The organism is Pseudomonas trutticola BRTCR10, assembly GCF_056155105.1.
Genome location: NZ_CM149552.1, coordinates 5,681,701 through 5,703,208 on the forward strand (window position 1 = coordinate 5,681,701; position 21,508 = coordinate 5,703,208).

Below are 21,508 nucleotides of genomic sequence, written 5' to 3' on the forward strand. Positions count from 1 at the left end.
GAGTGTAATGTATCGCCTTACACTCGCTGGCATGATCAAATCCTTTCAGCACAAAGGCCTTCGTGGCTTCTATGAAACAGGTTCGACTCGCGGAATTCGCGCCGATCACGCAAAACGGTTAGCGCGCATGCTGCAATTCATGGATCGCGCAGCGCTCCCCGCAGATCTTGATCTTCCAGGCTGGCGTTTGCATCCACTGAAGGGGGAGCTGTCGACATACTGGTCGCTCAGTGTTTCAGGCAACTGGCGGGTTATCTTTCGTTTTGTCGGTTCGGACATCGAACTGGTCGATTATCTGGACTACCACTGACAGGAGGCAGGCTCATGCCCATGCACAACCCGCCACACCCCGGTGAAACACTGCTGCTGGATGTCTTGCCCGAGCTTGGCATCAGCGTGACCGAACTGGCACGGCACCTCGGCTTCGCTCGCCCGCATCTTTCCCGTGTATTGCATGGGCATGCGCCGATCAGCCCGGATCTGGCCGTGCGGCTGGAGCGAGCAGGCATAGGCAAGGCACGCGTTTGGTTAGGTGTTCAAACCGACTACGATCTGTGGCAAGCGGAACATCGGGAGCAACCGGCGATTGAACCTATCGCCGCGCACGCCTGAACCCTTCAAACCAGCAACTCCCCCGCCACTTTCGCCCGCAAGGCCTTGCCGCCAAGTTGCTCCACCAGCGCCAGCGCAAACGCCAGTGCGGCGCCTGAGCCTTGGGCGGTGATGCAGTTGCCGTCGACCACCACCGGTTGATCAACAAACGTACAACCGGAGAGTTGATGGCTGGCACTCGGCAGGCAGGTCATGCGCCGCTGGCGCAATACGCCGAAGGCTTGCAGGGCGAGCGCGGGGGCTTCGGCGATGGCGGCGAACAGGCGTCCGGCGCTGGCCTGGTCCTTGAGCAGTTGTTGCAGAGGTTGATGCGCCGCCAGGTGTTGTGAACCGACAGCCCCGCCAGGCAGAACGATCAGGTCGAAGGTTTGCGCCAGCACATCGACCAGCATGCCGTCGGCGGTCAAGCGAGTACCGCGTGCGCAGGTCAGCATGCGGCGTCCTTCAATACTCGCCGCCACCACTTCGATGCCGGCGCGGCGCAACACATCGATCAGGGTCACGCTTTGCAGATCATCGATGCCCTCGGCGAGGGTAATCAGGGCTCTAAAGGTCATGGGCGATTTCCGCTGGTTGATCTTTAAAGCGTAGTCAGCTTTGCCCGCGACCGTTCGGGTGCAGCCGTTACTTGATGTAAAGCTGCGTCGACAGGGTGTTGCGCGGGGCGTTGATCGAGGTATTGCTGAAGCTGAAAGTCCCTTCCTGCTTGCCTGCCATATCGAAGGTATAGAGGGAGCCAACGGTTTTGCTGCCGGGTGTGCATTCGGTCAGGTTGCCGTTATCGAAGGCGCACACCGGGGAGCGCGTGCCATTCACTTCGAAGCCGTCCAGCGTGGCGTGCGGCTGGCTCTGGCCATAGCCGACTTCCAGCACGTAGACCCAGATGCTCGGTCCGCTGTGATTGCACTGGGTTTGCGCCTGGTTATCAGCAATGTCTTCCAGGCCACAGGCCGACGATTGCACCTTGATCACCTTCACCTCGGTCAATGGTGGCGCCGATGCCGCGAACGCAGCAGAGGCTCCCGTCATCAGCCCTGCGATCAATCCGAAAGCCGTCATCCAGCGCTTGCTCATGCGTTGCCCATCCTGAAAAAAACTGCGCGCAGTATGGCGCAGTTGGCCGCAGTGCAAAACTTCGACGACGATCGACACCAACAACCGCCATATTCCTCACGCTGCTGGTATGATGCGCGGCTTTTTCCGGCCCACCACAATTTTCCAGGCGCTTGCGACGGTCTGTGCTTTGCTGTTGAGGTCGATACATTCACGGCGCCACGCGCGCCACGGGGAGCAGACATGCTGGAAAGGCTGTTTCAACTCAAGGCACATAACACCAACGTGCGCACCGAGATTCTCGCGGGCATCACGACTTTCCTGGCCATGGCCTACATTCTGTTCGTCAACCCGAGCATTCTCGGCGAGACCGGCATGGACAAGGGCGCGGTGTTCGTCGCCACCTGTCTGGCGGCCGCCATCGGCTCGACCGTCATGGGCCTGATCGCCAACTACCCGATTGCCCTCGCACCGGGCATGGGCCTGAACGCCTTCTTCACTTACACCGTCGTCCTGCACATGGGCCACACCTGGCAAGTGGCGCTGGGCGCGGTGTTCATCTCGGCCGTATGCTTCTTCCTGCTGTCGATCTTCCGCATCCGTGAATGGATCATCAACAGCATCCCGTTGCCGCTGCGCTCGGCGATTGCCGCCGGTATCGGCCTGTTCCTGGCGCTGATCGCCCTGCACAACGCCGACATCGTGGTGAGCAACCCGGCGACCATGGTCGGCCTCGGTGACCTGAAAGCGCCGGCACCGATCCTCGCCACCCTCGGTTTCGCCCTGATCGTCGCCCTCGAAGCGCTGAAAGTGCGCGGTGCAGTGCTGATCGGCATTCTGGCGGTGACCATCACGTCCATCGCCTTCGGCTTTACGCCGTTCAATGGCGTGACCTCGATGCCACCTTCGCTGGCCCCGACATTCCTGCAACTGGACATCAAAGGCGCGCTGGACATCGGTCTGGTCAGCGTGATCTTCGCTTTCCTGTTCGTCGACCTGTTCGACAACTCCGGCACCCTGATCGGCGTTGCCAAGCGCGCCGGCCTGATGGGCAAAGATGGCCATATGCCGAAAATGGGGCGCGCCCTGATCGCCGATAGCACCGCGGCCATGGCCGGTTCGCTGCTGGGCACCTCGACCACCACCAGCTACATCGAATCCGCTGCCGGCGTGAGTGCTGGCGGCCGTACCGGGCTGACCGCTGTTGTCGTGGCGATTCTGTTCCTGCTGGCGTTGTTCTTCTCGCCACTGGCGGCCAGCGTTCCGGCTTTCGCCACCGCACCGGCGTTGCTGTTCGTCGCTGTATTGATGATGTCGGGCCTGGCAGAAATAGAATGGGACGACATCACCGTCGCCGCACCGGTCGTTGTCACCGCGCTGGCCATGCCGTTCACGTATTCGATCGCCAACGGCATCGCGTTCGGTTTCATCTCCTGGACCGTGATCAAGTTGCTGTCGGGCCGCGCCCGTGAGCTGAACCCAGCACTGGTGATCCTGTCGATTCTGTTTGTGATCAAGTTGGGTTGGTTCAACGCATGACTTTCGATTCCCAGGCCTACGCCACTCAGCTCGAAGACAAGGTCACGCGTTTGCGTGACCTGCTGGCCCCGTTCGATGCGCCAGAGCCGACCGTGTTCGACTCGCCGCTGCAGAACTTCCGCCTGCGTGCCGAATTCCGCCTGTGGCGCGAGGCCGGCGAGCGGCATTACGCGATGTTCTCGCAGGACGACAAACGCACGCCGATCCTCATCGAAGAATTCCCGATTGCCAGTCTGCGCATCAATCAACTGATGCCGCAGCTCAAGGTAGCGTGGCAGGCCAGTTCGGCGCTGAGCCACAAGCTGTTTCAGGTCGAGTTTCTGACCACGCTGGCCGGCGATGCGATGATCACCCTGTGCTATCACCGCCCGCTGGACGAGCACTGGCATGCAGCGGCGACGAAGCTTGCGGCGGATCTCGGCGTCAGCATCATCGGACGCTCGAAGGGCAAACGCGAAGTGCTCGGCCTTGATTACGTGGTCGAGAAACTCGAAGTCGGCGGTCGCACCTTCAGCTACCGCCAGCCGGAAGGCGCGTTCACCCAGCCCAACGGCACCGTGAACCAGAAGATGTTGAACTGGGCTTACGAAGCACTGGGCGATCGCCCTGACGATCTGCTGGAGCTGTACTGCGGCAACGGCAACTTCACCCTGCCGCTCGCCACCCGCGTGCGCAAAGTGCTGGCCACCGAGATCAGCAAGACCTCGGTTAATGCCGCATTGAGCAACCTCAGCGAAAACGCTGTGGATAACGTCACGCTGGTGCGTTTGTCCGCCGAAGAGCTGACCGAAGCGCTCAACGAAGTGCGTCCGTTCCGTCGCCTGCACGGCATCGACCTGAAGAGCTACGAGTTCGGCAGCGTGTTCGTCGACCCGCCACGCGCCGGCATGGACCCGGACACCTGCGAGCTGACCCGGCGTTTCGACAACATCCTGTACATCTCCTGCAACCCGGAAACCCTGGCGGCCAACATCGCCCAATTGCACGATACGCACCGCATCACCCGCTGCGCATTGTTCGATCAGTTCCCGTGGACGCATCACATGGAATCGGGTGTGTTGCTGACCCGGCGTTGAGTGCAGAGGCCAGATACGAAAAAGCCGTCGTGATTGACGGCTTTTTTGTGGGTGCTTACAACACGGGATCGGCTTTGCGTGGGCGCCCACCCTTTTTGCCATTCGCCCGTGCGGCGGCAGACTTTGCAGCACTGCTCTGACGACCATTGCGCGAAGCCACGACCGAGGCGGCCATCAACATCAATGATGGATTCGCCGAAATCATTCCGGCAATGGAAACGTCGAGATCCTTGCCTTCGTGGCATAGCGCAGTACCGGCGAAATCAACTCTCAGGTTCTCATAATCCTGTGCATCGAATCCGTCGAACTCCGCATAGCGATCCACCGGTAGCAATACGCCGCTACCGTCTTCAAAACGGATGACCAGGGACGGATTTTCAAAGGTTACAGAGACAACCTGCAAACTGTTCGCTCGTCGTGCTTCCCCGCGCTGGATGGCGGTATCGATCATTTCCTCCGTCAGCGGCAGACGTGCGGACGGCTTTGCCTTGATGATTGTCATAATTCGATTTCGACTCCCTCCAATGCGCCTATCAACGTCAGAAGGGTCTTGTCCTCTTCTGGCTCATAACGCGCTGAACCCACTCTGTACGTCGCGTCGGTGACAAGTCGCATCGTCAACACTTCGTTTGATTGGCTATCCCACAACTGATTGTCGAGACAGACTGTTTGCAATCTTGACCACCAGATCCCCCGTGCCCGTCGTAGATGAGCGGGCTGTTCAAGGGATCGACACAAGCCTTCCAGCACGGCCAACGGTGGCCGACGAGAGAGCGGAACGACATCCCAAAGCTCAATATCGTTGTGCCAGAAACTGAACTGTAACCGGGCACTCCAACTACCCGCGTTCACATGAACGTGCGGCGGGCAATGCTCATCTCGCAGCATGATGACAATCGACAATCCTTTGTAGCTGCACACCTTCATGCTAACCCATCCGTTAGGTTAATAACTTTCAGGATTTGATATTCCTTTCAAATCCGACGACTGGTGAACGAGCATAGGTTTCGCCTCACCACTTTGAGGCTAGCGTCGGAGCAGGCGAGAAGTTGTCCAATCTTCAGCAAAAAACGTAAGCAAAGCTGTCGTTACATCTTGATCAGAAAACAATCTGAAAATTGCTTGTGCGATCACCGAACAAAACACGCCGAGGTAATCTTCGTTCAATTGACCGATGTAACCATCTAGTACATTTTACCTCCACAGGCTGAAACCCTCGGCCCAAGCCAAAAACAATAAGTGGAGTTACCCCTCATGCCCCCTATCGTTCTGGTGCTCAACGGCCCGAACCTGAATTTGCTCGGCACCCGTGAACCGGCGACTTACGGTCACGAAACCCTGGCTGACATCTCGGCTTTGTGCGGCCGCGCTGCCGAAGAATTCGGTCTGGCCGTGGAGTTTCGCCAAACCAATCACGAAGGCGAGCTGCTCGACTGGATTCACGCCGCACGCGGGCGTTGTGCCGGGATCGTGATCAATCCGGCGGCGTGGACGCACACCTCGGTGGCGATCCGCGACGCGTTGGTTGCCAGTGAGTTGCCGGTGATCGAAGTGCACCTGTCCAACGTCCATGCGCGTGAGCCGTTCCGGCATCATTCGTTCGTCTCGGCCATCTCCATTGCAGTGATGTGCGGCTTCGGCAGTCATGGCTATCGCCTGGCCCTGGAACATTTCAGCCAACGGCTGAAGGGGCGCGCAGCATGAGCCGCAAACCGGTAATACTGGCCGGACTGATCGGCGCCGGCATTCAAGCCTCACGCACACCCTCGCTGCATGAACATGAGGGCGATGCGCAGGGCATGCGTTACCTGTATCGCCTGATCGACCTCGATCAACTGCGCATGGACATCACCGCCCTGCCCGACTTGCTGTTGGCGGCCGAGCGAATGAACTACACCGGCCTGAACATCACCTTCCCATGCAAACAGGCGATCATCCCGCTGCTCGACGAACTGTCGCCCGAAGCCCGTGGCATCGGTGCGGTCAATACCGTGGTGCTGAAGGATGGAAAACGTGTCGGCCACAACACCGATTGCCTGGGTTTTGCCGAGGGCTTTCGCCGTGGCTTGAATGACGCCGCCCGAGCGCGCGTGGTCCAGATGGGCGCTGGCGGTGCCGGTGCGGCTGTGGCCCACGCGCTGTTGAGCGAGGGCGTACAGCAACTGAGTATTTTCGACGTCGACACGGATCGCGCCGAAAGCCTGGCGAACAATCTCAATCAACATTTCGGTTTTGGTCGCGCAGTGGCCGGGCATGATTTGCCGAGCGCAATGAATCAGGCCGACGGCCTGGTGAACACTACGCCGATGGGCATGGCCAAACTGCCGGGCATGCCGGTGCCGGTCGAGTTGCTGCGCAAGCAATTGTGGGTGGCGGAGATCGTGTATTTCCCGTTGGAAACCGAACTGCTGCGCAATGCCCGCGCATTGGGTTGCCGCACATTGGATGGTGGCAACATGGCGGTGTTTCAGGCGGTGAAGGCGTTTGAATTGTTCAGCGGCGTGGTGCCGGATGCGCAGCGGATGCTGGCGCATTTTCAAAGCATGAAGGGTTGAACTCATTCCTCTGTGGGAGCGGGCTTGCCCGCTCCCACATAGTGTGGCGTCAGGCTTGCAAATACCGCAACACCGACTCGCAAATCATCTCGCGGTGGCGCTGCTTGATGCTGTCGTCCGGCAGATCGATCTGAAAAATCTCACTGAACGTGTGGCGGTTCGACACACGATAGAAGCAGAAGGAGCTGATCAGCAGATGCACATCCAGCGCGTCGAGCCCACTGCGGAAAACGCCCTCCTCGGCGCCCCGACGGAGGATCTCGCCGAGTGAATCGAGGATGGTGTTGTTCATCGCCTTGATCGCATCGGAACGCTTCACGAATTCGGCATTGTGGATGTTCTCGATGCAGACGATCCGCACGAAATCGACGTTGCGGTCGTGATGATCGAAGGTGAACTCCACCAGCCGCCGAATCGCCACCACCGGCGGCAGCTCAGCCAGGTGCAGACGGTTTTCCGTGGTGCGAATGTCGCCGTAAAGCTTCTCCAGCACTTCGACGTACAACTGCTCCTTGCTGCCGAAGTAGTAATAGATCATGCGCTTGGAGGTGTGGATGCGTTCGGCGATCGCGTCGACGCGGGCGCCCGACAATCCTTGCTGGACGAACTCGACGATCGCCTCCTGCAGGATGTTCTCGCGGGTCTTTTCCGGATTGTTCTTGCGACTCTTGCGCGGCTCTACGGCGGATACGACGGGGGCTGCGGGGAGTTCTGATGTCATTGTCATTGCGGGCTCACGGCCATCACTGCACAGGCTGGCGATTATGGGCCGCGCAGCACAGTGAAGGAAGCTGCGCGGCCCGTGTTTAATCCCGCGTTTACGAATTTCCTACAACTTCGCCTGGCGTACCGCGCCACTGCGAGATTTAGCCATCGCCGCCAGACGTACCGCGACGTTCGCCGCGCCGTAACCGGCATAACCGTTTTTGCGCTGGATGATCTCGAAGAAGAAGCGTCCTTCGAACGGCTCGGTGTACACATGAAACAGCTCGCCGCCCTGGGCATCACGGTCATAGAGCACGTTGTAATACGCCAGTTCGCTGAGGAATTCGTCATCGAAATCGAAGCGTGCCGCCAGGTCATCGTAGTAGTTGAGCGGGATATCCAGCAGCGGCACGCCAGCCTCTTTGGCGCGCCTGACTTCGGCGAAGATGTCTTCACAATCGAAGGCAATGTGATGCACACCGGAGCCGCGATAACTCGACAGTGCGTGAGAAATCGCGGTATTGCGGTTCTCTGAGATGTTCAGTGGCAGGCGGATCGAGCTGTCGCGGCTGCGCAAAGCTCGGCTTTTCACTAGACCGTACGGGTCGGGCAGCACCACTTCGTCGTCGGCTTCGAAATCCAGCAGGCTCTTGTAGAACAGCACCCAGCTGTCGAGGCTGTCCGCCGGCAGCGCCATGGCCATGTGGTCAATACGTTTGAGACCACCACGGGCTACCGCGCCGGAGAGCAGATTGAAATCGGTGCCGTAGACATCGGCCTCTTCATCCACCAGATAAATCAGGCTGCCATCCGGCGCACGTACGGCCGCAAGCTCCAGTTCATTGGGGCCGACCAGTCCGCGATAGGGTTGGCCTTTATAAGCCACGGCACGCGCCAGTGCGCTGGCGCTGTCCTTGACCCGCACGGCAGTCGCGCACAGCGATGGGCCATGGGCTTCAAAAAAGCTGTGTGCAAACGAATACGGCTCGGAATTGAGGATCAGGTTGATATCGCCCTGGCGCAGCAGGCTGACACTCTTGGAGCGGTGCTGCCCGGCCTTTACGAAACCGAGGCGCTCCAGCCAATTCGACAGTTTGGCGCCGAGGCTTTCATCGACGGCGAACTCGAGAAACTCGATGCCGTTGTATTCGCTGGCCTTCGGTGTTTCAAAGAGGATTTCGCGGTTGGCGACAGGCGTTGCTTCCTGCTCCAGGCGTTGCCGGGTTTTCTCCTCCAGGTACAACAGCGAGCGCAAGCCGTCGGCAGCGTTGGCCCGTGGCGGTGCGGCGCGGAAACCGTCGTTGAAGATTTCCAGCGACAGCGGCCCGGTGTAACCACTCTGGATGATCGGCGCGAGAAACCCCGGCAGATCGAATTCGCCCTGCCCCGGGAAACAGCGGAAATGCCGGCTCCACTCCAGCACGTCCATGGCCAGAATCGGCGCGTCGGCCATTTGCACAAAGAAAATCTTGTCACCGGGAATGTCGGCAATCGCACGCGGATCGCCCTTCAACGACAGGGTATGAAAGCTGTCGAGCAGCACGCCAAGGCTTGGGTGATCGGCTTGGCGCACGATGTCCCAGACCTGTTGATAAGTGTTCACGTGCCGACCCCAGGCCAGCGCTTCGTAACCAATACGCAAGCCACGGGCGCTCGCGTGTTCGGCCAGTAAACGCAGATCATCGACGAGTATTTGCTGATCGCCAACGCTGTCGGCCGACGCGTTACTGCACACCAGCACGAGGTCGGTGCCCAGTTCCTGCATCAGATCGAACTTGCGTTCGGCCCGTTCAAGGTTGCGCGCCAGACGATCACGGCGGCAGCCTTCGAAATCGCGGAATGGCTGAAACAGAGTGATGGCGATCCCGAGGTCGGCGCACATCTGTTTAATTTCACGCGGACTGCCGTCGTAGTACAGGAGGTCGTTTTCGAAAATCTCCACCCCGTCGAACCCGGCGGCGGCAATGGCTTCGAGCTTTTCCGGCAGGGTGCCGCTCAAGGAAACGGTGGCAATGGAACGCTGCATGTTTCAACTCCCGGTCTACGCCGCTGTGTGGCGGGGGATCGTTTTTGTCGTGGGGGAAATTATTGGCTGCATCCCTTCGTGCAGCAATTTAAAGTGTACTACCCGGTTAGTTTTGCGTGCGATTATCGAACACAATGGCGGTTTGGCGAATTGACGATTTTTTGTCCACTGCCCAACATCGACCGCACATTGAGTCCGGATCTGAACCACCGGTCGCAGCGTGCAAGAAAAAAGCACACCAAATAAAAAATCCAAAAACGGGTGGAACACATGATTCCTTCACAGACTTCCCGCATGGCTCCGGCCATGAGCACTGCCACGGGTGGCATCGGCGACAAGATCCGCGGCGCCATGGCGGTCGGCAAAACCCGATGGGGGATGCTGGCGCTGGTGTTTTTCGCCACCACTCTGAACTACATCGACCGCGCCGCGCTCGGCGTCATGCAGCCCATCCTCGCCAAGGAAATGAGCTGGACGGCGATGGATTACGCCAACATCAATTTCTGGTTTCAGGTCGGTTACGCCATCGGTTTCGTGCTGCAAGGGCGGTTGATCGACCGGGTCGGCGTCAAACGCGTGTTCTTCTGCGCAGTCTTGTTGTGGAGCCTGGCGACCGGCGCTCACGGTCTGGCGACCTCGGCGGTCGGCTTCATGGTCTGTCGCTTTATCCTCGGCCTGACCGAAGCCGCTAACTACCCGGCTTGCGTGAAAACCACGCGCCTGTGGTTCCCTGCTGGCGAACGTGCGGTCGCCACCGGCATCTTCAACGCCGGGACCAACGTCGGTGCGATGTTCACGCCGATGCTGTTGCCTCTGGTACTGCATGTGTGGGGCTGGCAGGCCGCGTTCCTGTGCATGTCGGCGCTGGGCGGCATCTGGCTGTTGTTCTGGGGACTGAAGTACTTCAACCCGGAAGATCATCCGAGCGTCAAACAATCGGAACTGGATTACATCCAGCAAGAGGTCGAACCGGAGCAAGCCCGCGTACCCTTCTCGAAAATCCTCCGTATGCGCGGCACCTGGGCCTTCGCCCTCGCCTACTCACTGACCGCGCCGGTGTTCTGGTTCTACCTGTACTGGCTGCCGCCGTTCCTCAATCAGCAATACAACCTGGGCATCAACGTGACCCAGATGGGCATCCCGCTGATCATCATCTACGTCACCGCCGATTTCGGCAGCGTGGGCGGCGGCATTCTGTCGTCGTTCCTGATCGGTCGCGGGATGAACTCGATCAAGGCACGCCTGCTGTCAATGTTCCTGTTTGCCTGCTGCATCATCGGCGTGGTCATGGCCGCAGGTTCCGCCAATCTGTGGGTCGCAGTGGCTGCCATCTCGCTGGCGATCGGTGCGCATCAGGCATGGACGGCGAACATCTGGAGCCTGGTGATGGACTACACGCCCAAGCACATGATGAGCACGGTGTTCGGTTTTGGCGGCATGTGCGCAGCGATCGGCGGGATGTTCATGACTCAGATCGTCGGCCATATCCTGACGGTCACCAACAACAACTACACGGTGTTGTTCACGCTGATTCCGGCGATGTACTTCCTCGCACTGACCTGGATGTACTTCATGGCGCCGCGCAAGATTCCTAACGTCACCGAGTAACCTGCCTACACCAGCCTCTCCTGTAGGAGTGAACCTGTTCGCGATGGCTTTTTATCAGTCAACATTGTCATCGACTGACCGACCGCCATCGCGAGCAGGCTCACTCCTACAGGGGGTTGCGGTGCTTCAGCGGCGGCTCTGCTGCCATGCCGCTGCCAGGCCGCTGCAACAGATCACCGCAATGCCGATCACCGTCAACAGACTCGGCGTGTGATTGAACAGCAGCCAGCCCAACAATCCCGCAAACACAATCTGGCAATAACCGAACGGCGCCAACAATGCCGGCGCAGCGTGGCGGAACGCCTGAGTCAGAAACAAATGCGCGGTCATCCCGCAAGTGCCCAGCGCCAGCATCAGCCCGGCGTGAGTCAAGGTCGGCACCTGCCAGAAGAACGGCACCAGCGCGCTCATCACCAACGTGTTGCACAACCCGGCAAAGAAGTTGCTGGTGGTCGGGCTGTCGATTGCTGCGAGCTTGCGTGTCAGCAATTGGTAGAAGCAGAAAAACAACGCCGAGCAGAACGGCAGCAACACGGCCGGCGTAAACAGTTCACCGCCGGGGTGGACAATAATCAGCACGCCGACAAAGCCGCAAATCACCGCAACCCATTGTCCACGCGTTACCCGCTCCTTGAGCAACGGTACCGACAGCGCCGTCACCAGCACCGGCGCCAGGAAGTTCACCGCCGTGGCCTCTGCCAGCGGGATGTACAACAGCGCCGTAGTGAAAAACAGGCTGGTGCCCAGCAGGCAAAGTGCGCGGAGCAACTGCCACAAAGGCTTTTTTGTACGCAGGACGCGCAGACCGGACTGCGGCAGAAAAATCCCCGCCATCAACAACGTGTGCACCACATACCGCGCCCACACCACCATCACGATCGGATAGAAGCCCGAGAGGTACTTCGACAGCGCGTCATGGCTGGAAAACAGGAAGGTTGCCACGACAATCAGCAAAATCCCCTTGAAGGGTTGATTGACTCCGGAGAGTGGGGTGCTGACGGTCATCGATTATCTCTGAAGAAAAGTGAAGCGAGGAAAGCCCTCAAGCAACAATCTAGAACCCGGTTCCAGATTCTTACAGCTCGTAATCATAAAAGCGTGCGATCAACGCACAATTTTTCTCTTTCGTAGAGCCCACGCCCACCGAATCTTCAACGAACAGGTTAGACGAACAACTCGGACGCCAGACTCGCCGCAGACAACTCCTCAGTAAACTTCAGCAGCAACGGCGCCAGTTCGTGCAGTCTCGCCCCCGGCATTCGTGCACTGGGCCCGGCAATGCTCAACACACCAATTACCCGCCCCTCGGCAGGATGACGCACAACCGCTGCAATCGCCGATGTCCCGACGGCCGAACTTTCTTCGACACAGGCATAGCCCTGTTCGCGTGCCAGCCGCAGGCGCTCGAGCAATTCGATATTGGAACGCGGCGCATTCGGCCCGAGATCGGCTGGCACTGCGGCGGCCTGACGCTCAACCAGCGACAACGCTTCGGCGTCGCTCATGCTCGCCAGCCACGCATGCCCGGACGCCGTATAGAACAGCGGCGCATCGCGCCCCATGTCCGGGTCATAGCGCAGCCCGGTGCGCGCCCCCTGGGACTTGGCAATCCAGGTCTGGCGATCACTTTCGATGACGCCCAGACGCACCAGCTCCCCGGTTTCCTGAGCCAAGCGATCAAGCACCGGTTGCACGATGTCGGCACCACTGCTCGACAGGTAACGAAAGCCCATCGCCACCAGTTTGGTCGACAGGTGATAACGCAGGGTGTCCGGGTTTTGTCGGACATAACCCAGCCGGGTCAGCTCTGCGAGCAAGCGGTGTGTTGCACTTTTCGGGATATCGATCTGCTCGGCCAGGGTTTGCAACGCTAACCCGCGCGGATCACTGGTGAGGTGTTCGAGCACGCTGAAAACCCGTTCGATTTGACTGCCGGCCATGGTGTGATCCCAGTGAAATTTCGTGGATTCTAAAATATTCGCAGAACAAATCGAAATCTGGAACCGCCTGACCCTTCACAAAAAACTTCTGTTGTATGGAATTCACCGAGCACTACAGGTTCTTACCGGTCGACCAGTCGAGTGTACGAATAGACGGACGACCGGACTGGCGCCACACTCACACACCAGCAACACTCATCACCACAACAAATAGAGGATTCCCACATGCTATGGAAAAAAGGCCGACGCAGTGACAACGTCGTCGATGCCCGTGGCGATGATAGCGGTGGCGGCGGCGGGATGCGGTTTGGCGGCGGCAAGGGACTGAGCCTTGGAGCGATCCTGTTGATCGTCGGCATCGGCTGGATCACCGGGCAGGATCCTCTGCAAATTCTCGGTCAGCTCACGGGGCAAATGTCCGAGCAACCGGCGCCTTCTTCGCAAACCCGTCAGGCCCCTCCCGCCAATGATGAGCAAGCCGAGTTTGTCCGCTCGATCCTCGGCGACACCGAGGACACCTGGGGTTCGATTTTCCAGCAGGCCGGCCGGCAATATAAGGATCCGACCCTGGTGCTGTTCAGCAACCGGGTCAATTCCGCCTGTGGTCTGGCCACCTCCGCCACCGGGCCGTTCTACTGCCCGGCGGATCAGAAGGTCTATCTGGACATGGCGTTCTTTCAGGAAATGTCGCAACGCTTCAAGGCCGCAGGCGATTTCGCTCAGGCCTACGTGATTGCTCACGAAGTCGGACACCATGTGCAGACGCTTCTCGGTGTCTCGGCGAAAATTCAGACAGCCCGCCAGCAAGGTCGGCAGATGGAAGGTGACGGTGGCTTACTGGTGCGCCAAGAACTGCAAGCCGATTGCCTGGCCGGTGTCTGGGCCTACAACGCGCAGAAGCGTCTGAACTGGCTGGAACCCGGCGATATCGAAGAAGCCTTGAACGCCGCCAACGCCATCGGTGATGATCGTTTGCAGCAACAGGGTCAGGGCCGTGTGGTACCGGACTCGTTCACCCACGGTACGTCGGCGCAAAGGGTGCGCTGGTTCAAAACCGGCTTCGCGCAGGGCCAGGTCGGCCAGTGCGATACCTTCGCGGCGAAAAACCTGTAAATGCATAAATGGCTTTTGGCTTTACTGATCATTGGCAGCACCGCACAAGCGGCCGGCGTCGACGCGATCAGTCCCGGCCGCTTGCAACTGCAGGCCGGGGAAATGGCGGTAGGCATCGGCCCGGCGCCAGAGAAAATCGAGCGTGTGCTGATCGTCATTCATGGCCGTTTGCGCAACGCCGAGACCTATCGCAAAAGCGCCGAGAGCGCCGCCGAGCTGGCTGGGCAAACCGCGCACACGCTGGTGATCGCGCCGCAGTTCCTCAATGAAAGTGATGTGGCCCTGTACTCGCTCCCCTCGACATTGTTGCGCTGGAAAGGCAACGAATGGATGGGCGGTGGTTTATCCACAGGGCCGAATCCGTTGAGTTCTTACGCGGCCCTCGACGCGATCGTCGCCCGGGTCAGTGATCGCAAACAGTTTCCGGACGTGAAGCAGATCGTGATTTTCGGCCACTCCGGCGGCGGCCAGGTGGTGCAGCGTTATGCCCTGCTCGCCAAGGACCAGCCTGCGCTGAAAGCCAACAACATTCGCCTGCGTTACATCGTGGCCAATCCTTCCTCCTACGCTTATTTCAACGAGCAGCGGCCGGTGGCGTTCGATCACGCCAAGTGCGTGGGTTTCAATCGCTGGAAGTACGGGCTGTCAGACATGCCGGTGTATGCCGGTGGGCAAACGCCGTTGCAGCTTGAAAGCAGTTACATCAAGCGCGAGGTGATTTATCTGCTTGGGCAGCAGGACATCGACCCGCAACATCCGGCGCTGGACAAAGGCTGTGAGGCCGAGGCCCAAGGCGCTTACCGCTTGATACGCGGCAAACTGTACTTCGGCTATTTGCTGCGTCGCCATCCGGAAGGGGTGAATCAGCGGTTGGTCGAGGTGCCCGGGGTTGGGCATAACGGTGATGGGATGTTGACTTCGGCGGAGGGGCAAAAGGCTCTGTTTGAACAGTAAGTCTTGTGGGGGCTGAACCGGCCTCATCGCTGGCAAGCCAGCTCCCACAGGTTCTCAGGCGAGTACAGAATTGCATCCGACGCAGATACTGTGGGAGCTGGCTTGCCAGCGATGGGGCAATCACAGGCGACACAGGTTTTCAGGCCAGAAGCATCCGCCGCAACTCGACACAATCCTGCGCATGCCAATCCGTCAGCTCCGGCCACGGATTATCCGGCAGGTTCACCAGCACCGTCCGCGCCCCCGCCGCTCGCCCGCAATCCAGGTCAAAGCGGTAATCGCCAACCATCACCATCTCACTGGCCGGCACTTTCCAGGCCTCGGCCAGTTTCAACAAGCCACCTGGATGCGGTTTCGGCGGCGCTTCATCACGCCCAAGCACATCGTCTACCGCAAAGCAGTCAGCGAGGCCGATGGCCTCAAGAGTGACGTGCGCCAACTCCCGGGCATTGCGCGTCAGAATGCCGAGACGATACCCGCGCGAGTGCAGGTCACGCACCAGTTCCACCGCACCGGCGGCCGGTTTCGATCCCAGCGCCAGATCGCGCTCATGCTCCAGCAACCAGGCATGTTTCGCTGCGGACTCATCCGCCGGTAAGGCGGCAAGATGCGTGAGGATGTCATCCTCGGGCGGGATCGCCAGCGCCACGCGGATCGCCGCAAAATCATGCACGGCGACGGTCAGCGTGCCGTCCATGTCGAACACCCAATGACGAACTTCGGCCAGGCTCATGCCCAATCCTTGCGATGCCGGATCAAACCTTCCTGAGTTACCGATGCCACCAGTTGACCGGCACGGTTGTACACGCTGCCACGGGAGAAACCGCGAGAGTTGCCGGCCCATGGACTGTCCATCGCGTAGAGCAACCAGTCATCGGCGCGCAGATCGTTGTGGAACCACAGAGCGTGGTCGAGGCTGGCGACTTGCATGTCTTTCTGCCAGACCGATTTGCCGTGGGGCAGCATCGACGTGGTCAACAGACCGAAATCCGAAGCGTAAGCCAGCAGGTATTTGTGCAGTGCCGGAATGTCGGCCAGCGCGCCGTCGGCGCGGAACCACACGTATTTCACCGGGTCCGCTGGCTGCGGGTTGTAGGGATCTTTTTCGGTGACCGGGCGTACTTCGATCGGTTTCGGACACAGCAGTTTTTCGCGCATGTGTTCGGGGATCAGGTGTGCGCGTTGCTGGGTCAGTTCCAGCTCCGACGGCAGGTTTTCCGGGCCGACCACAACCGGCATCTGGCTTTGATGCTCGAAGCCTTCTTCGTCGTATTGAAACGAAGCGCTGCAGGTGAAGATCGGATGCCCCTTCTGGATCGCCGTCACACGACGGGTGCTGAAACTGCCGCCGTCACGCACGCGGTCAACCGAATACACCACCGGCAACTTCGCGTCGCCCGGACGCAGGAAATAGCCGTGCATGGAATGCACGTGGCGGGCTTCCTCAACTGTCTGACTGGCCGCCGATAGCGACTGACCGAGCACCTGACCACCGAACAACTGACGGAACCCCAGGTCCTGGCTGCGGCCACGGAACAGGTTTTCTTCGATTGGTTCCAGGGTCAGCAAATCGACCAGATCTTCCAACACTTGGCTCATTCAGACTCTCCTCACACAAAGCAATGCCGCGCAGTCTTGGCTGCGGCGGCCGATTCTGGTTCTGGCGCGGGCCAATGATTTGGCGGCCATTGTAAACGTCCGTGTCGGCTTATCCATGCAAGGTTTGCAGCCACTGCTCCCGGGTGATGCGGTACAGCACATGTCTTCGTAACGGGTGATCGACGGCGAGTTTCGGATGATCAAAGTCATCAGCCGGCGCATGATGCATGCCGATTGCCTGCATGACTTTTTCCGATGGCAGATTGCTTTGCGCGGTGAAGGACACGATCTCCTTCAGCGCCAACCGATCAAAGCCGCAACGCAGAGCAGTCCAGGCCGCTTCACTGGCGTAACCGAGGCCCCAATGTTCCTTGGCCAGACGCCAGCCGATTTCCACCGCCGGGGTGAACGGCGCATCGAAACCGACCACGCCCAGGCCGGTGAAACCGATGAACTCGCCGCTGTCCTTGCGCTCCAGCGCCCAGAGGCCATAACCGTGCTCGGCAAAATGCCCACGCACACGGCCGATCAACGCGGCGCTTTCCAGTCGACTCAACGGGGCGGGAAAGTAGCGCATCACCTGCGGATCGGCACACATCGCCGCAAATGCCGGCAAATCTTCGTCCTGCCACTGACGCATCTGCAGGCGTGCGCTTTCAAGTTCCAGTATCGGCTCCATCGTGCCCCTCCGTTTCCATGCCGCAAGTCTACATCGCTGGTAGGATCCTTCACTCTTTCCTACGTTTCCTACATGAAATCACCATGCCACTGCCGCTGATCTACCACGAAGACTACAGCCCGGAATTCCCGGCGGATCACCGCTTTCCCATGGACAAGTTCCGCTTGCTGCGCGATCACCTGGTCGACAGCGGCCTGACAAGTGACGCCGCGTTGCTGCGCCCGGAAATCTGCCCCAACGACATCCTCGCCCTCGCCCATGACCGTCGTTATATCGAGCGCTACATGAGCGGCGAGTTGTCCCGCGAAGACCAGCGGCGCCTCGGCCTGCCGTGGAACGAAGCATTGGCCCGGCGTACCGTCCGCGCGGTTGGCGGCTCGATACTGGCGGCGGAAAAAGCCCTGGAGCACGGTTTGGCCTGTCACTTGGCGGGCGGCACGCATCACGCCCATTACGACTACCCGGCCGGGTTTTGCATCTTCAATGACCTGGCGATCATCAGCCACTATCTGCTGCAAAGCGGCCGGGTGAACCGGGTGCTGATCTTCGATTGCGATGTGCATCAGGGCGACGGCACTGCGCGGATCCTCCACGACACCCCGGAGGCGATCACCGTTTCCCTGCACTGCGAGAAGAATTTTCCTGCACGCAAAGCCGAAAGCGATTGGGATATTCCGCTCCCCAAAGGCATGGGCGACGCCGAATACTTGAACGTGGTGGACGACGCGCTCAACTATTTACTGCCGCTGTATCAACCGGATCTGGTGCTATATGACGCTGGCGTCGATGTGCACAAGGACGACGCCCTCGGTTATCTGCAACTGACCGATGAAGGCGTTGCCGCCCGCGATGAAAGCGTGATGCGCCACTGCCTGGGTCGCGATATCCCGGTGGTCGGCGTCATTGGCGGCGGTTACAGCAAGGACCGCCACGCCCTCGCCCGCCGCCACGGCATTCTTCACCACAGCGCGCAGCGGGTGTGGCAGTCACACGGCTGTCATTGAGTTGTGCTGCGTTACCCACAATCGCTGTGGAACGGCCTGTGGATAACCTGAGCGAAAGGGACTACAGGCCATGCTGGCTATGGCCTGCAGCACGCTGATCAATTTTCAACCAGTTATTGAATCGCACGAAAATTCCCCGGTGGGAGCGAGCCTGCTCGCGAAGGCGTCCGGACATTCAAGATTTAACTGACTGACCTGGCGCTTTCGCGAGCAGGCTCGCTCCCACAAGGATCTCCCATCTCTCACATTGGTTTGCGCTGTTAGAATGCGCGCCTTATCCCGCCAGACCGCAGCGCACGCCATGACCCAGACTCCCGCCGCCCTCCCCGCTCACATCGCCATTATCGGCGGTGGCCCCGCCGGCCTGATGGCCGCCGAAGTGCTGAGCCAGGTCGGAGTGCGCGTTGACCTCTACGACGGTATGCCCTCGGTGGGCCGCAAGTTCCTGCTGGCTGGCGTCGGCGGCATGAACATCACCCACTCCGAACCTTATCCGGCCTTTCTCTCACGCTACGCCGAACGCGCCCCGCACATTGCTCCGCTGCTGCGCGGCTTCGATGCCGACGCACTGTGCCGCTGGATTCACGACCTGGGCATCGAGACATTTATCGGCAGCTCCGGCCGTGTATTCCCCACCGACATGAAAGCCGCCCCGCTGCTGCGCGCCTGGCTCAAACGCCTGCGCGACAGTGGCGTGGTTATCCACACCCGCCATCGCTGGCTCGGCTGGGATGAAACCGGCGCACTGCGCATCGCCAGTCCCGACGGCGAAATATCCCTCAAACCGGACGCCACCCTGCTCGCCCTTGGCGGCGGCAGTTGGTCGCGGCTGGGTTCGGACGGCGCATGGATGCTGCCCCTGGAGCAGCGCGGCGTAGGACTGGCGCCGTTGCAGCCTAGTAATTGCGGCTTTGAAGTGCAGGCCTGGAGCGAATTGCTCGTGAGCAAATTCGCCGGCGCGCCGCTGAAAAATATCGCCATCGGTTTGAACGATGACATTCCGCGCTTGGGCGAATGCGTGATCACCGCGACCGGCATTGAAGGGAGTTTGATCTACGCGCTGTCGGCACCGATTCGCGAAGCGATCAATGTGCATGGCTCAGCCACTGTTCACATTGATCTGCTGCCGGGCCGACCTGTGGATAAATTGCAGGCTGCGTTGAGCAAACCGCGTGGCTCGCGCTCGATGGCCAAGCATCTGCACAGTCAGGTCGGGATTGACGGGGTGAAAGCCGCGCTGTTGCGTGAACTCACTGACGCTGCGACCTTTGCCGATCCAGCGTTGTTGGCTCGGGCAATCAAGGCGTTGCCGCTGACGTTGATCAAAACCCGGCCGCTGGACGAGGCGATCAGCAGCGCCGGCGGTGTCAAGTTCGAGGCGATGGATGAGCGATTGATGCTCAAGGCGTTGCCGGGGGTGTTCTGTGCGGGTGAGATGCTGGATTGGGAAGCGCCGACGGGCGGGTATCTGCTGACGGGATGTTTTGCCAGCGGGCGGGCTGCGGGTTTTGGGATGCTGGAGTGGTTGCGCAAGGACTGAAGACCGCGTTGTGCCCTTCGCGAGCAGGCTCACTCCTACAGGGGAATGCGTTCCAATGTAGGAGTGAGCCTGCTCGCGATAGCGGCCTTACAGGTGCAGCGAATATTAAGGTTTACGCTTGCGCGGCCCGGTGTTGAATACCGGCACCTTGCGCACTGGCTTGATCGAAGGCTCCGGCGCCTGCGTCTCGCCACTGTCGACCCACTTGCCGAGATTGCGCTTGCCACCACCGCCCGACGCTTTCGGCTTTTTCGGTTTCTTCGGCTTCTTGATCACCTGACCGCTGGCATCGGTGTCCGGCACGCGGTGCTCGGGCTCGAAATCCGGCTCGTTCTGGCGCTTCAAAGTCTGGCGCGTGAGCATCTCGATCGCCGACAACATATTCACTTCATCGGCACACACCAGCGAAATTGCCTCGCCGGTTGCGCCCGCACGACCGGTACGGCCGATTCGGTGAATGTAATCCTCAGCCACGATCGGCAGATCGAAGTTGACCACCAGCGGCAAATCTTCGATGTCCAGACCACGGGCCGCCACGTCGGTAGCCACCAGAATCTGCACTTCACTGAGTTTGAAACGATCCAGTGCGCGCTGACGGGTTGCCTGCGGTTTGTCGCCGTGGATGCCATCGGCGTTCACGCCCAGGCCCTGAAGTTTTTCCACCAACGCATCGACGCCGTTGCGGGTCTTGGCGAACACCAGCACCTGCTTCCACTTGTTCTTGCGCATCAGGTGCACGAACAGTTCGGCCTTGCGCTTCTTGTCCACCGTCACGATCCACTGTTTGACGGTGTTGGCGGCGACGTTGCGCGGGCTGACTTCGATGCTCAGCGGATCGTTGAGCATCTGCCCGGCCAGCAGGCGGATGTCGTCGGAGAAGGTCGCCGAGAACAGCAGGGTCTGGCGCTTCTTCGGCAGCATGCGGTAAATGTTCGCCAGTTCTTCGGAGAAACCGAGGTCGAGCATACGATCGGCTTCATCCAGCACCAGAGTTTGCAACTGATTGAGTTTCAGCGCGTTCTGGCGGAACAGGTCGATCAGGCGACCGGGCGTTGCGACCAGCACATCAACGCCACCGCGCAGTTTCATCATCTGTGGGTTGATGCTGACGCCGCCGTACACCGCATAAGTGCGCAGCGGCAGGTTTTCGGCGTACTGGCGCACAGACTCATGAACCTGCTCGGCCAGCTCGCGGGTCGGCACCAGAATCAGCGCACGCGCCGAATTCGCTGTGACTTTCGGCCCTTCCATGGTCAGCAACTGCAACAGCGGCAAAGCGAAACCGGCGGTCTTGCCAGTGCCAGTCTGGGCGGCTGCCATCAGGTCACGGCCGGCCAGAACGGCCGGAATGGCTTGCGCCTGCACCGGCGTCGGGGTCTGGTAGCCGAGCGCCTCGAGGGAGCGCAGCAAGGGTTCGATCAGGCCAAGGGAGGCGAAAGTCATGGGAGTACCGTAGGAAAAATCAGCGCGGTTGCGCAAAACAAGGATGCAATTGCGCGCAGTTT

At 59.9% G+C, this 21,508-nt stretch carries 23 protein-coding genes; 11 read left to right on the plus strand and 12 right to left on the minus strand.

Annotation, left to right across the window (positions count from 1 at the left end):
* Nucleotides 1-31 precede the first annotated feature (31 nt).
* Both ACVVH8_RS25795 and ACVVH8_RS25800 read left to right on the plus strand, forming a co-directional pair.
* Nucleotides 32-310, plus strand: a complete 279-nt coding sequence (locus tag ACVVH8_RS25795) for a type II toxin-antitoxin system RelE/ParE family toxin (RefSeq protein ID WP_103303632.1) — start codon at nucleotides 32-34, stop codon at nucleotides 308-310.
* Nucleotides 311-324: 14 nt separating this feature from the next.
* The gene (locus tag ACVVH8_RS25800) at nucleotides 325-612 is read left to right on the plus strand and encodes a HigA family addiction module antitoxin (RefSeq protein WP_103303633.1); all 288 of its coding nucleotides are present in this window, start codon (nucleotides 325-327) and stop codon (nucleotides 610-612) included.
* Between the two features lie 5 nt (nucleotides 613-617).
* Here the strand turns inward: ACVVH8_RS25800 and ACVVH8_RS25805 are convergent, their stop codons facing one another.
* Together ACVVH8_RS25805 and ACVVH8_RS25810 are read right to left on the minus strand one after the other, a co-directional pair.
* Nucleotides 618-1,169 (minus strand): DJ-1 family glyoxalase III, encoded by a 552-nt coding sequence (locus tag ACVVH8_RS25805; RefSeq protein WP_103303634.1) that lies wholly within the window; start codon nucleotides 1,167-1,169, stop codon nucleotides 618-620.
* Between the two features lie 67 nt (nucleotides 1,170-1,236).
* Complete coding sequence (locus tag ACVVH8_RS25810; RefSeq protein ID WP_475227013.1) at nucleotides 1,237-1,686, minus strand: DUF4879 domain-containing protein; 450 nt, start codon at nucleotides 1,684-1,686, stop codon at nucleotides 1,237-1,239.
* A gap of 222 nt (nucleotides 1,687-1,908) precedes the next feature.
* Here ACVVH8_RS25810 and ACVVH8_RS25815 point away from each other — a divergent pair, with 222 nt between their 5' ends.
* Both ACVVH8_RS25815 and trmA read left to right on the plus strand, forming a co-directional pair.
* The gene (locus ACVVH8_RS25815) at nucleotides 1,909-3,204 is read left to right on the plus strand and encodes an NCS2 family permease (protein WP_103303635.1); all 1,296 of its coding nucleotides are present in this window, start codon (nucleotides 1,909-1,911) and stop codon (nucleotides 3,202-3,204) included.
* Nucleotides 3,201-4,280, plus strand: coding sequence for a tRNA (uridine(54)-C5)-methyltransferase TrmA (gene trmA, locus ACVVH8_RS25820; protein ID WP_475227015.1), 1,080 nt, complete (start codon nucleotides 3,201-3,203; stop codon nucleotides 4,278-4,280). The genes ACVVH8_RS25815 and trmA overlap by 4 nt, the downstream gene beginning before the upstream one ends.
* A gap of 55 nt (nucleotides 4,281-4,335) precedes the next feature.
* On the opposite strand, the gene ACVVH8_RS25825 is transcribed toward trmA, so the two are convergent.
* Both ACVVH8_RS25825 and ACVVH8_RS25830 read right to left on the minus strand, forming a co-directional pair.
* Nucleotides 4,336-4,782 carry a DUF2442 domain-containing protein gene (locus ACVVH8_RS25825; protein ID WP_213026643.1) on the minus strand — a complete coding sequence of 149 codons (447 nt, stop codon included), beginning with the start codon at nucleotides 4,780-4,782 and terminating at the stop codon, nucleotides 4,336-4,338.
* The gene (locus tag ACVVH8_RS25830) at nucleotides 4,779-5,207 is read right to left on the minus strand and encodes a DUF4160 domain-containing protein (protein WP_475227018.1); all 429 of its coding nucleotides are present in this window, start codon (nucleotides 5,205-5,207) and stop codon (nucleotides 4,779-4,781) included. The genes ACVVH8_RS25825 and ACVVH8_RS25830 overlap by 4 nt, the downstream gene beginning before the upstream one ends.
* A 327-nt stretch (nucleotides 5,208-5,534) precedes the next feature.
* On the opposite strand from ACVVH8_RS25830, the gene aroQ reads away from it, so the two are divergent.
* On the plus strand, nucleotides 5,535-5,984 hold the full coding sequence (gene aroQ, locus ACVVH8_RS25835) for a type II 3-dehydroquinate dehydratase (RefSeq protein WP_475227021.1): 450 nt from the start codon (nucleotides 5,535-5,537) through the stop codon (nucleotides 5,982-5,984).
* Nucleotides 5,981-6,835 (plus strand): shikimate dehydrogenase, encoded by an 855-nt coding sequence (locus ACVVH8_RS25840; RefSeq protein ID WP_475227024.1) that lies wholly within the window; start codon nucleotides 5,981-5,983, stop codon nucleotides 6,833-6,835. Before aroQ ends, ACVVH8_RS25840 begins: the two co-directional genes overlap by 4 nt.
* Before the next feature lie 49 nt (nucleotides 6,836-6,884).
* On the opposite strand, the gene ACVVH8_RS25845 is transcribed toward ACVVH8_RS25840, so the two are convergent.
* Nucleotides 6,885-7,562, minus strand: coding sequence for a TetR/AcrR family transcriptional regulator (locus ACVVH8_RS25845; protein WP_475227026.1), 678 nt, complete (start codon nucleotides 7,560-7,562; stop codon nucleotides 6,885-6,887).
* 102 nt (nucleotides 7,563-7,664) lie between these two features.
* Nucleotides 7,665-9,566 carry a 3-dehydroshikimate dehydratase QuiC gene (gene quiC, locus ACVVH8_RS25850; RefSeq protein WP_475227030.1) on the minus strand — a complete coding sequence of 634 codons (1,902 nt, stop codon included), beginning with the start codon at nucleotides 9,564-9,566 and terminating at the stop codon, nucleotides 7,665-7,667.
* A gap of 270 nt (nucleotides 9,567-9,836) precedes the next feature.
* On the opposite strand from quiC, the gene ACVVH8_RS25855 reads away from it, so the two are divergent.
* Nucleotides 9,837-11,174, plus strand: coding sequence for an MFS transporter (locus tag ACVVH8_RS25855; RefSeq protein WP_103303641.1), 1,338 nt, complete (start codon nucleotides 9,837-9,839; stop codon nucleotides 11,172-11,174).
* 126 nt (nucleotides 11,175-11,300) lie between these two features.
* On the opposite strand, the gene ACVVH8_RS25860 is transcribed toward ACVVH8_RS25855, so the two are convergent.
* Both ACVVH8_RS25860 and ACVVH8_RS25865 read right to left on the minus strand, forming a co-directional pair.
* Nucleotides 11,301-12,179 carry a DMT family transporter gene (locus ACVVH8_RS25860; protein WP_103303642.1) on the minus strand — a complete coding sequence of 293 codons (879 nt, stop codon included), beginning with the start codon at nucleotides 12,177-12,179 and terminating at the stop codon, nucleotides 11,301-11,303.
* A 158-nt stretch (nucleotides 12,180-12,337) separates the two neighbouring features.
* Nucleotides 12,338-13,114: an IclR family transcriptional regulator gene (locus ACVVH8_RS25865; RefSeq protein ID WP_213026649.1), complete on the minus strand. Its 777-nt coding sequence runs from the start codon at nucleotides 13,112-13,114 to the stop codon at nucleotides 12,338-12,340.
* Nucleotides 13,115-13,339: 225 nt separating this feature from the next.
* Between ACVVH8_RS25865 and ypfJ the strand changes: the two genes are divergently transcribed.
* On the plus strand, nucleotides 13,340-14,227 hold the full coding sequence (gene ypfJ / locus ACVVH8_RS25870) for a KPN_02809 family neutral zinc metallopeptidase (protein ID WP_213026650.1): 888 nt from the start codon (nucleotides 13,340-13,342) through the stop codon (nucleotides 14,225-14,227).
* Nucleotides 14,228-15,181, plus strand: coding sequence for an alpha/beta fold hydrolase (locus ACVVH8_RS25875; protein ID WP_475227032.1), 954 nt, complete (start codon nucleotides 14,228-14,230; stop codon nucleotides 15,179-15,181).
* A 139-nt stretch (nucleotides 15,182-15,320) separates the two neighbouring features.
* Here the strand turns inward: ACVVH8_RS25875 and ACVVH8_RS25880 are convergent, their stop codons facing one another.
* The 3 genes from ACVVH8_RS25880 to ACVVH8_RS25890 all read right to left on the minus strand — a co-directional run bounded on the left by ACVVH8_RS25880 (nucleotide 15,321) and on the right by ACVVH8_RS25890 (nucleotide 17,459).
* Complete coding sequence (locus tag ACVVH8_RS25880; RefSeq protein ID WP_103303646.1) at nucleotides 15,321-15,914, minus strand: HAD family hydrolase; 594 nt, start codon at nucleotides 15,912-15,914, stop codon at nucleotides 15,321-15,323.
* The gene (tesB, locus tag ACVVH8_RS25885) at nucleotides 15,911-16,780 is read right to left on the minus strand and encodes an acyl-CoA thioesterase II (protein ID WP_064589320.1); all 870 of its coding nucleotides are present in this window, start codon (nucleotides 16,778-16,780) and stop codon (nucleotides 15,911-15,913) included. The genes ACVVH8_RS25880 and tesB overlap by 4 nt, the downstream gene beginning before the upstream one ends.
* Nucleotides 16,781-16,889: 109 nt before the next feature.
* Nucleotides 16,890-17,459 carry a GNAT family N-acetyltransferase gene (locus tag ACVVH8_RS25890; protein ID WP_475227034.1) on the minus strand — a complete coding sequence of 190 codons (570 nt, stop codon included), beginning with the start codon at nucleotides 17,457-17,459 and terminating at the stop codon, nucleotides 16,890-16,892.
* A gap of 83 nt (nucleotides 17,460-17,542) precedes the next feature.
* Between ACVVH8_RS25890 and ACVVH8_RS25895 the strand changes: the two genes are divergently transcribed.
* Together ACVVH8_RS25895 and ACVVH8_RS25900 are read left to right on the plus strand one after the other, a co-directional pair.
* Nucleotides 17,543-18,463, plus strand: a complete 921-nt coding sequence (locus ACVVH8_RS25895; protein WP_475227037.1) for a histone deacetylase family protein — start codon at nucleotides 17,543-17,545, stop codon at nucleotides 18,461-18,463.
* A 301-nt stretch (nucleotides 18,464-18,764) separates the two neighbouring features.
* Nucleotides 18,765-20,003, plus strand: a complete 1,239-nt coding sequence (locus ACVVH8_RS25900; protein ID WP_213026654.1) for a TIGR03862 family flavoprotein — start codon at nucleotides 18,765-18,767, stop codon at nucleotides 20,001-20,003.
* A gap of 105 nt (nucleotides 20,004-20,108) precedes the next feature.
* Here the strand turns inward: ACVVH8_RS25900 and ACVVH8_RS25905 are convergent, their stop codons facing one another.
* Nucleotides 20,109-21,446 (minus strand): DEAD/DEAH box helicase, encoded by a 1,338-nt coding sequence (locus ACVVH8_RS25905; protein ID WP_475227039.1) that lies wholly within the window; start codon nucleotides 21,444-21,446, stop codon nucleotides 20,109-20,111.
* Nucleotides 21,447-21,508: the final 62 nt, after the last annotated feature.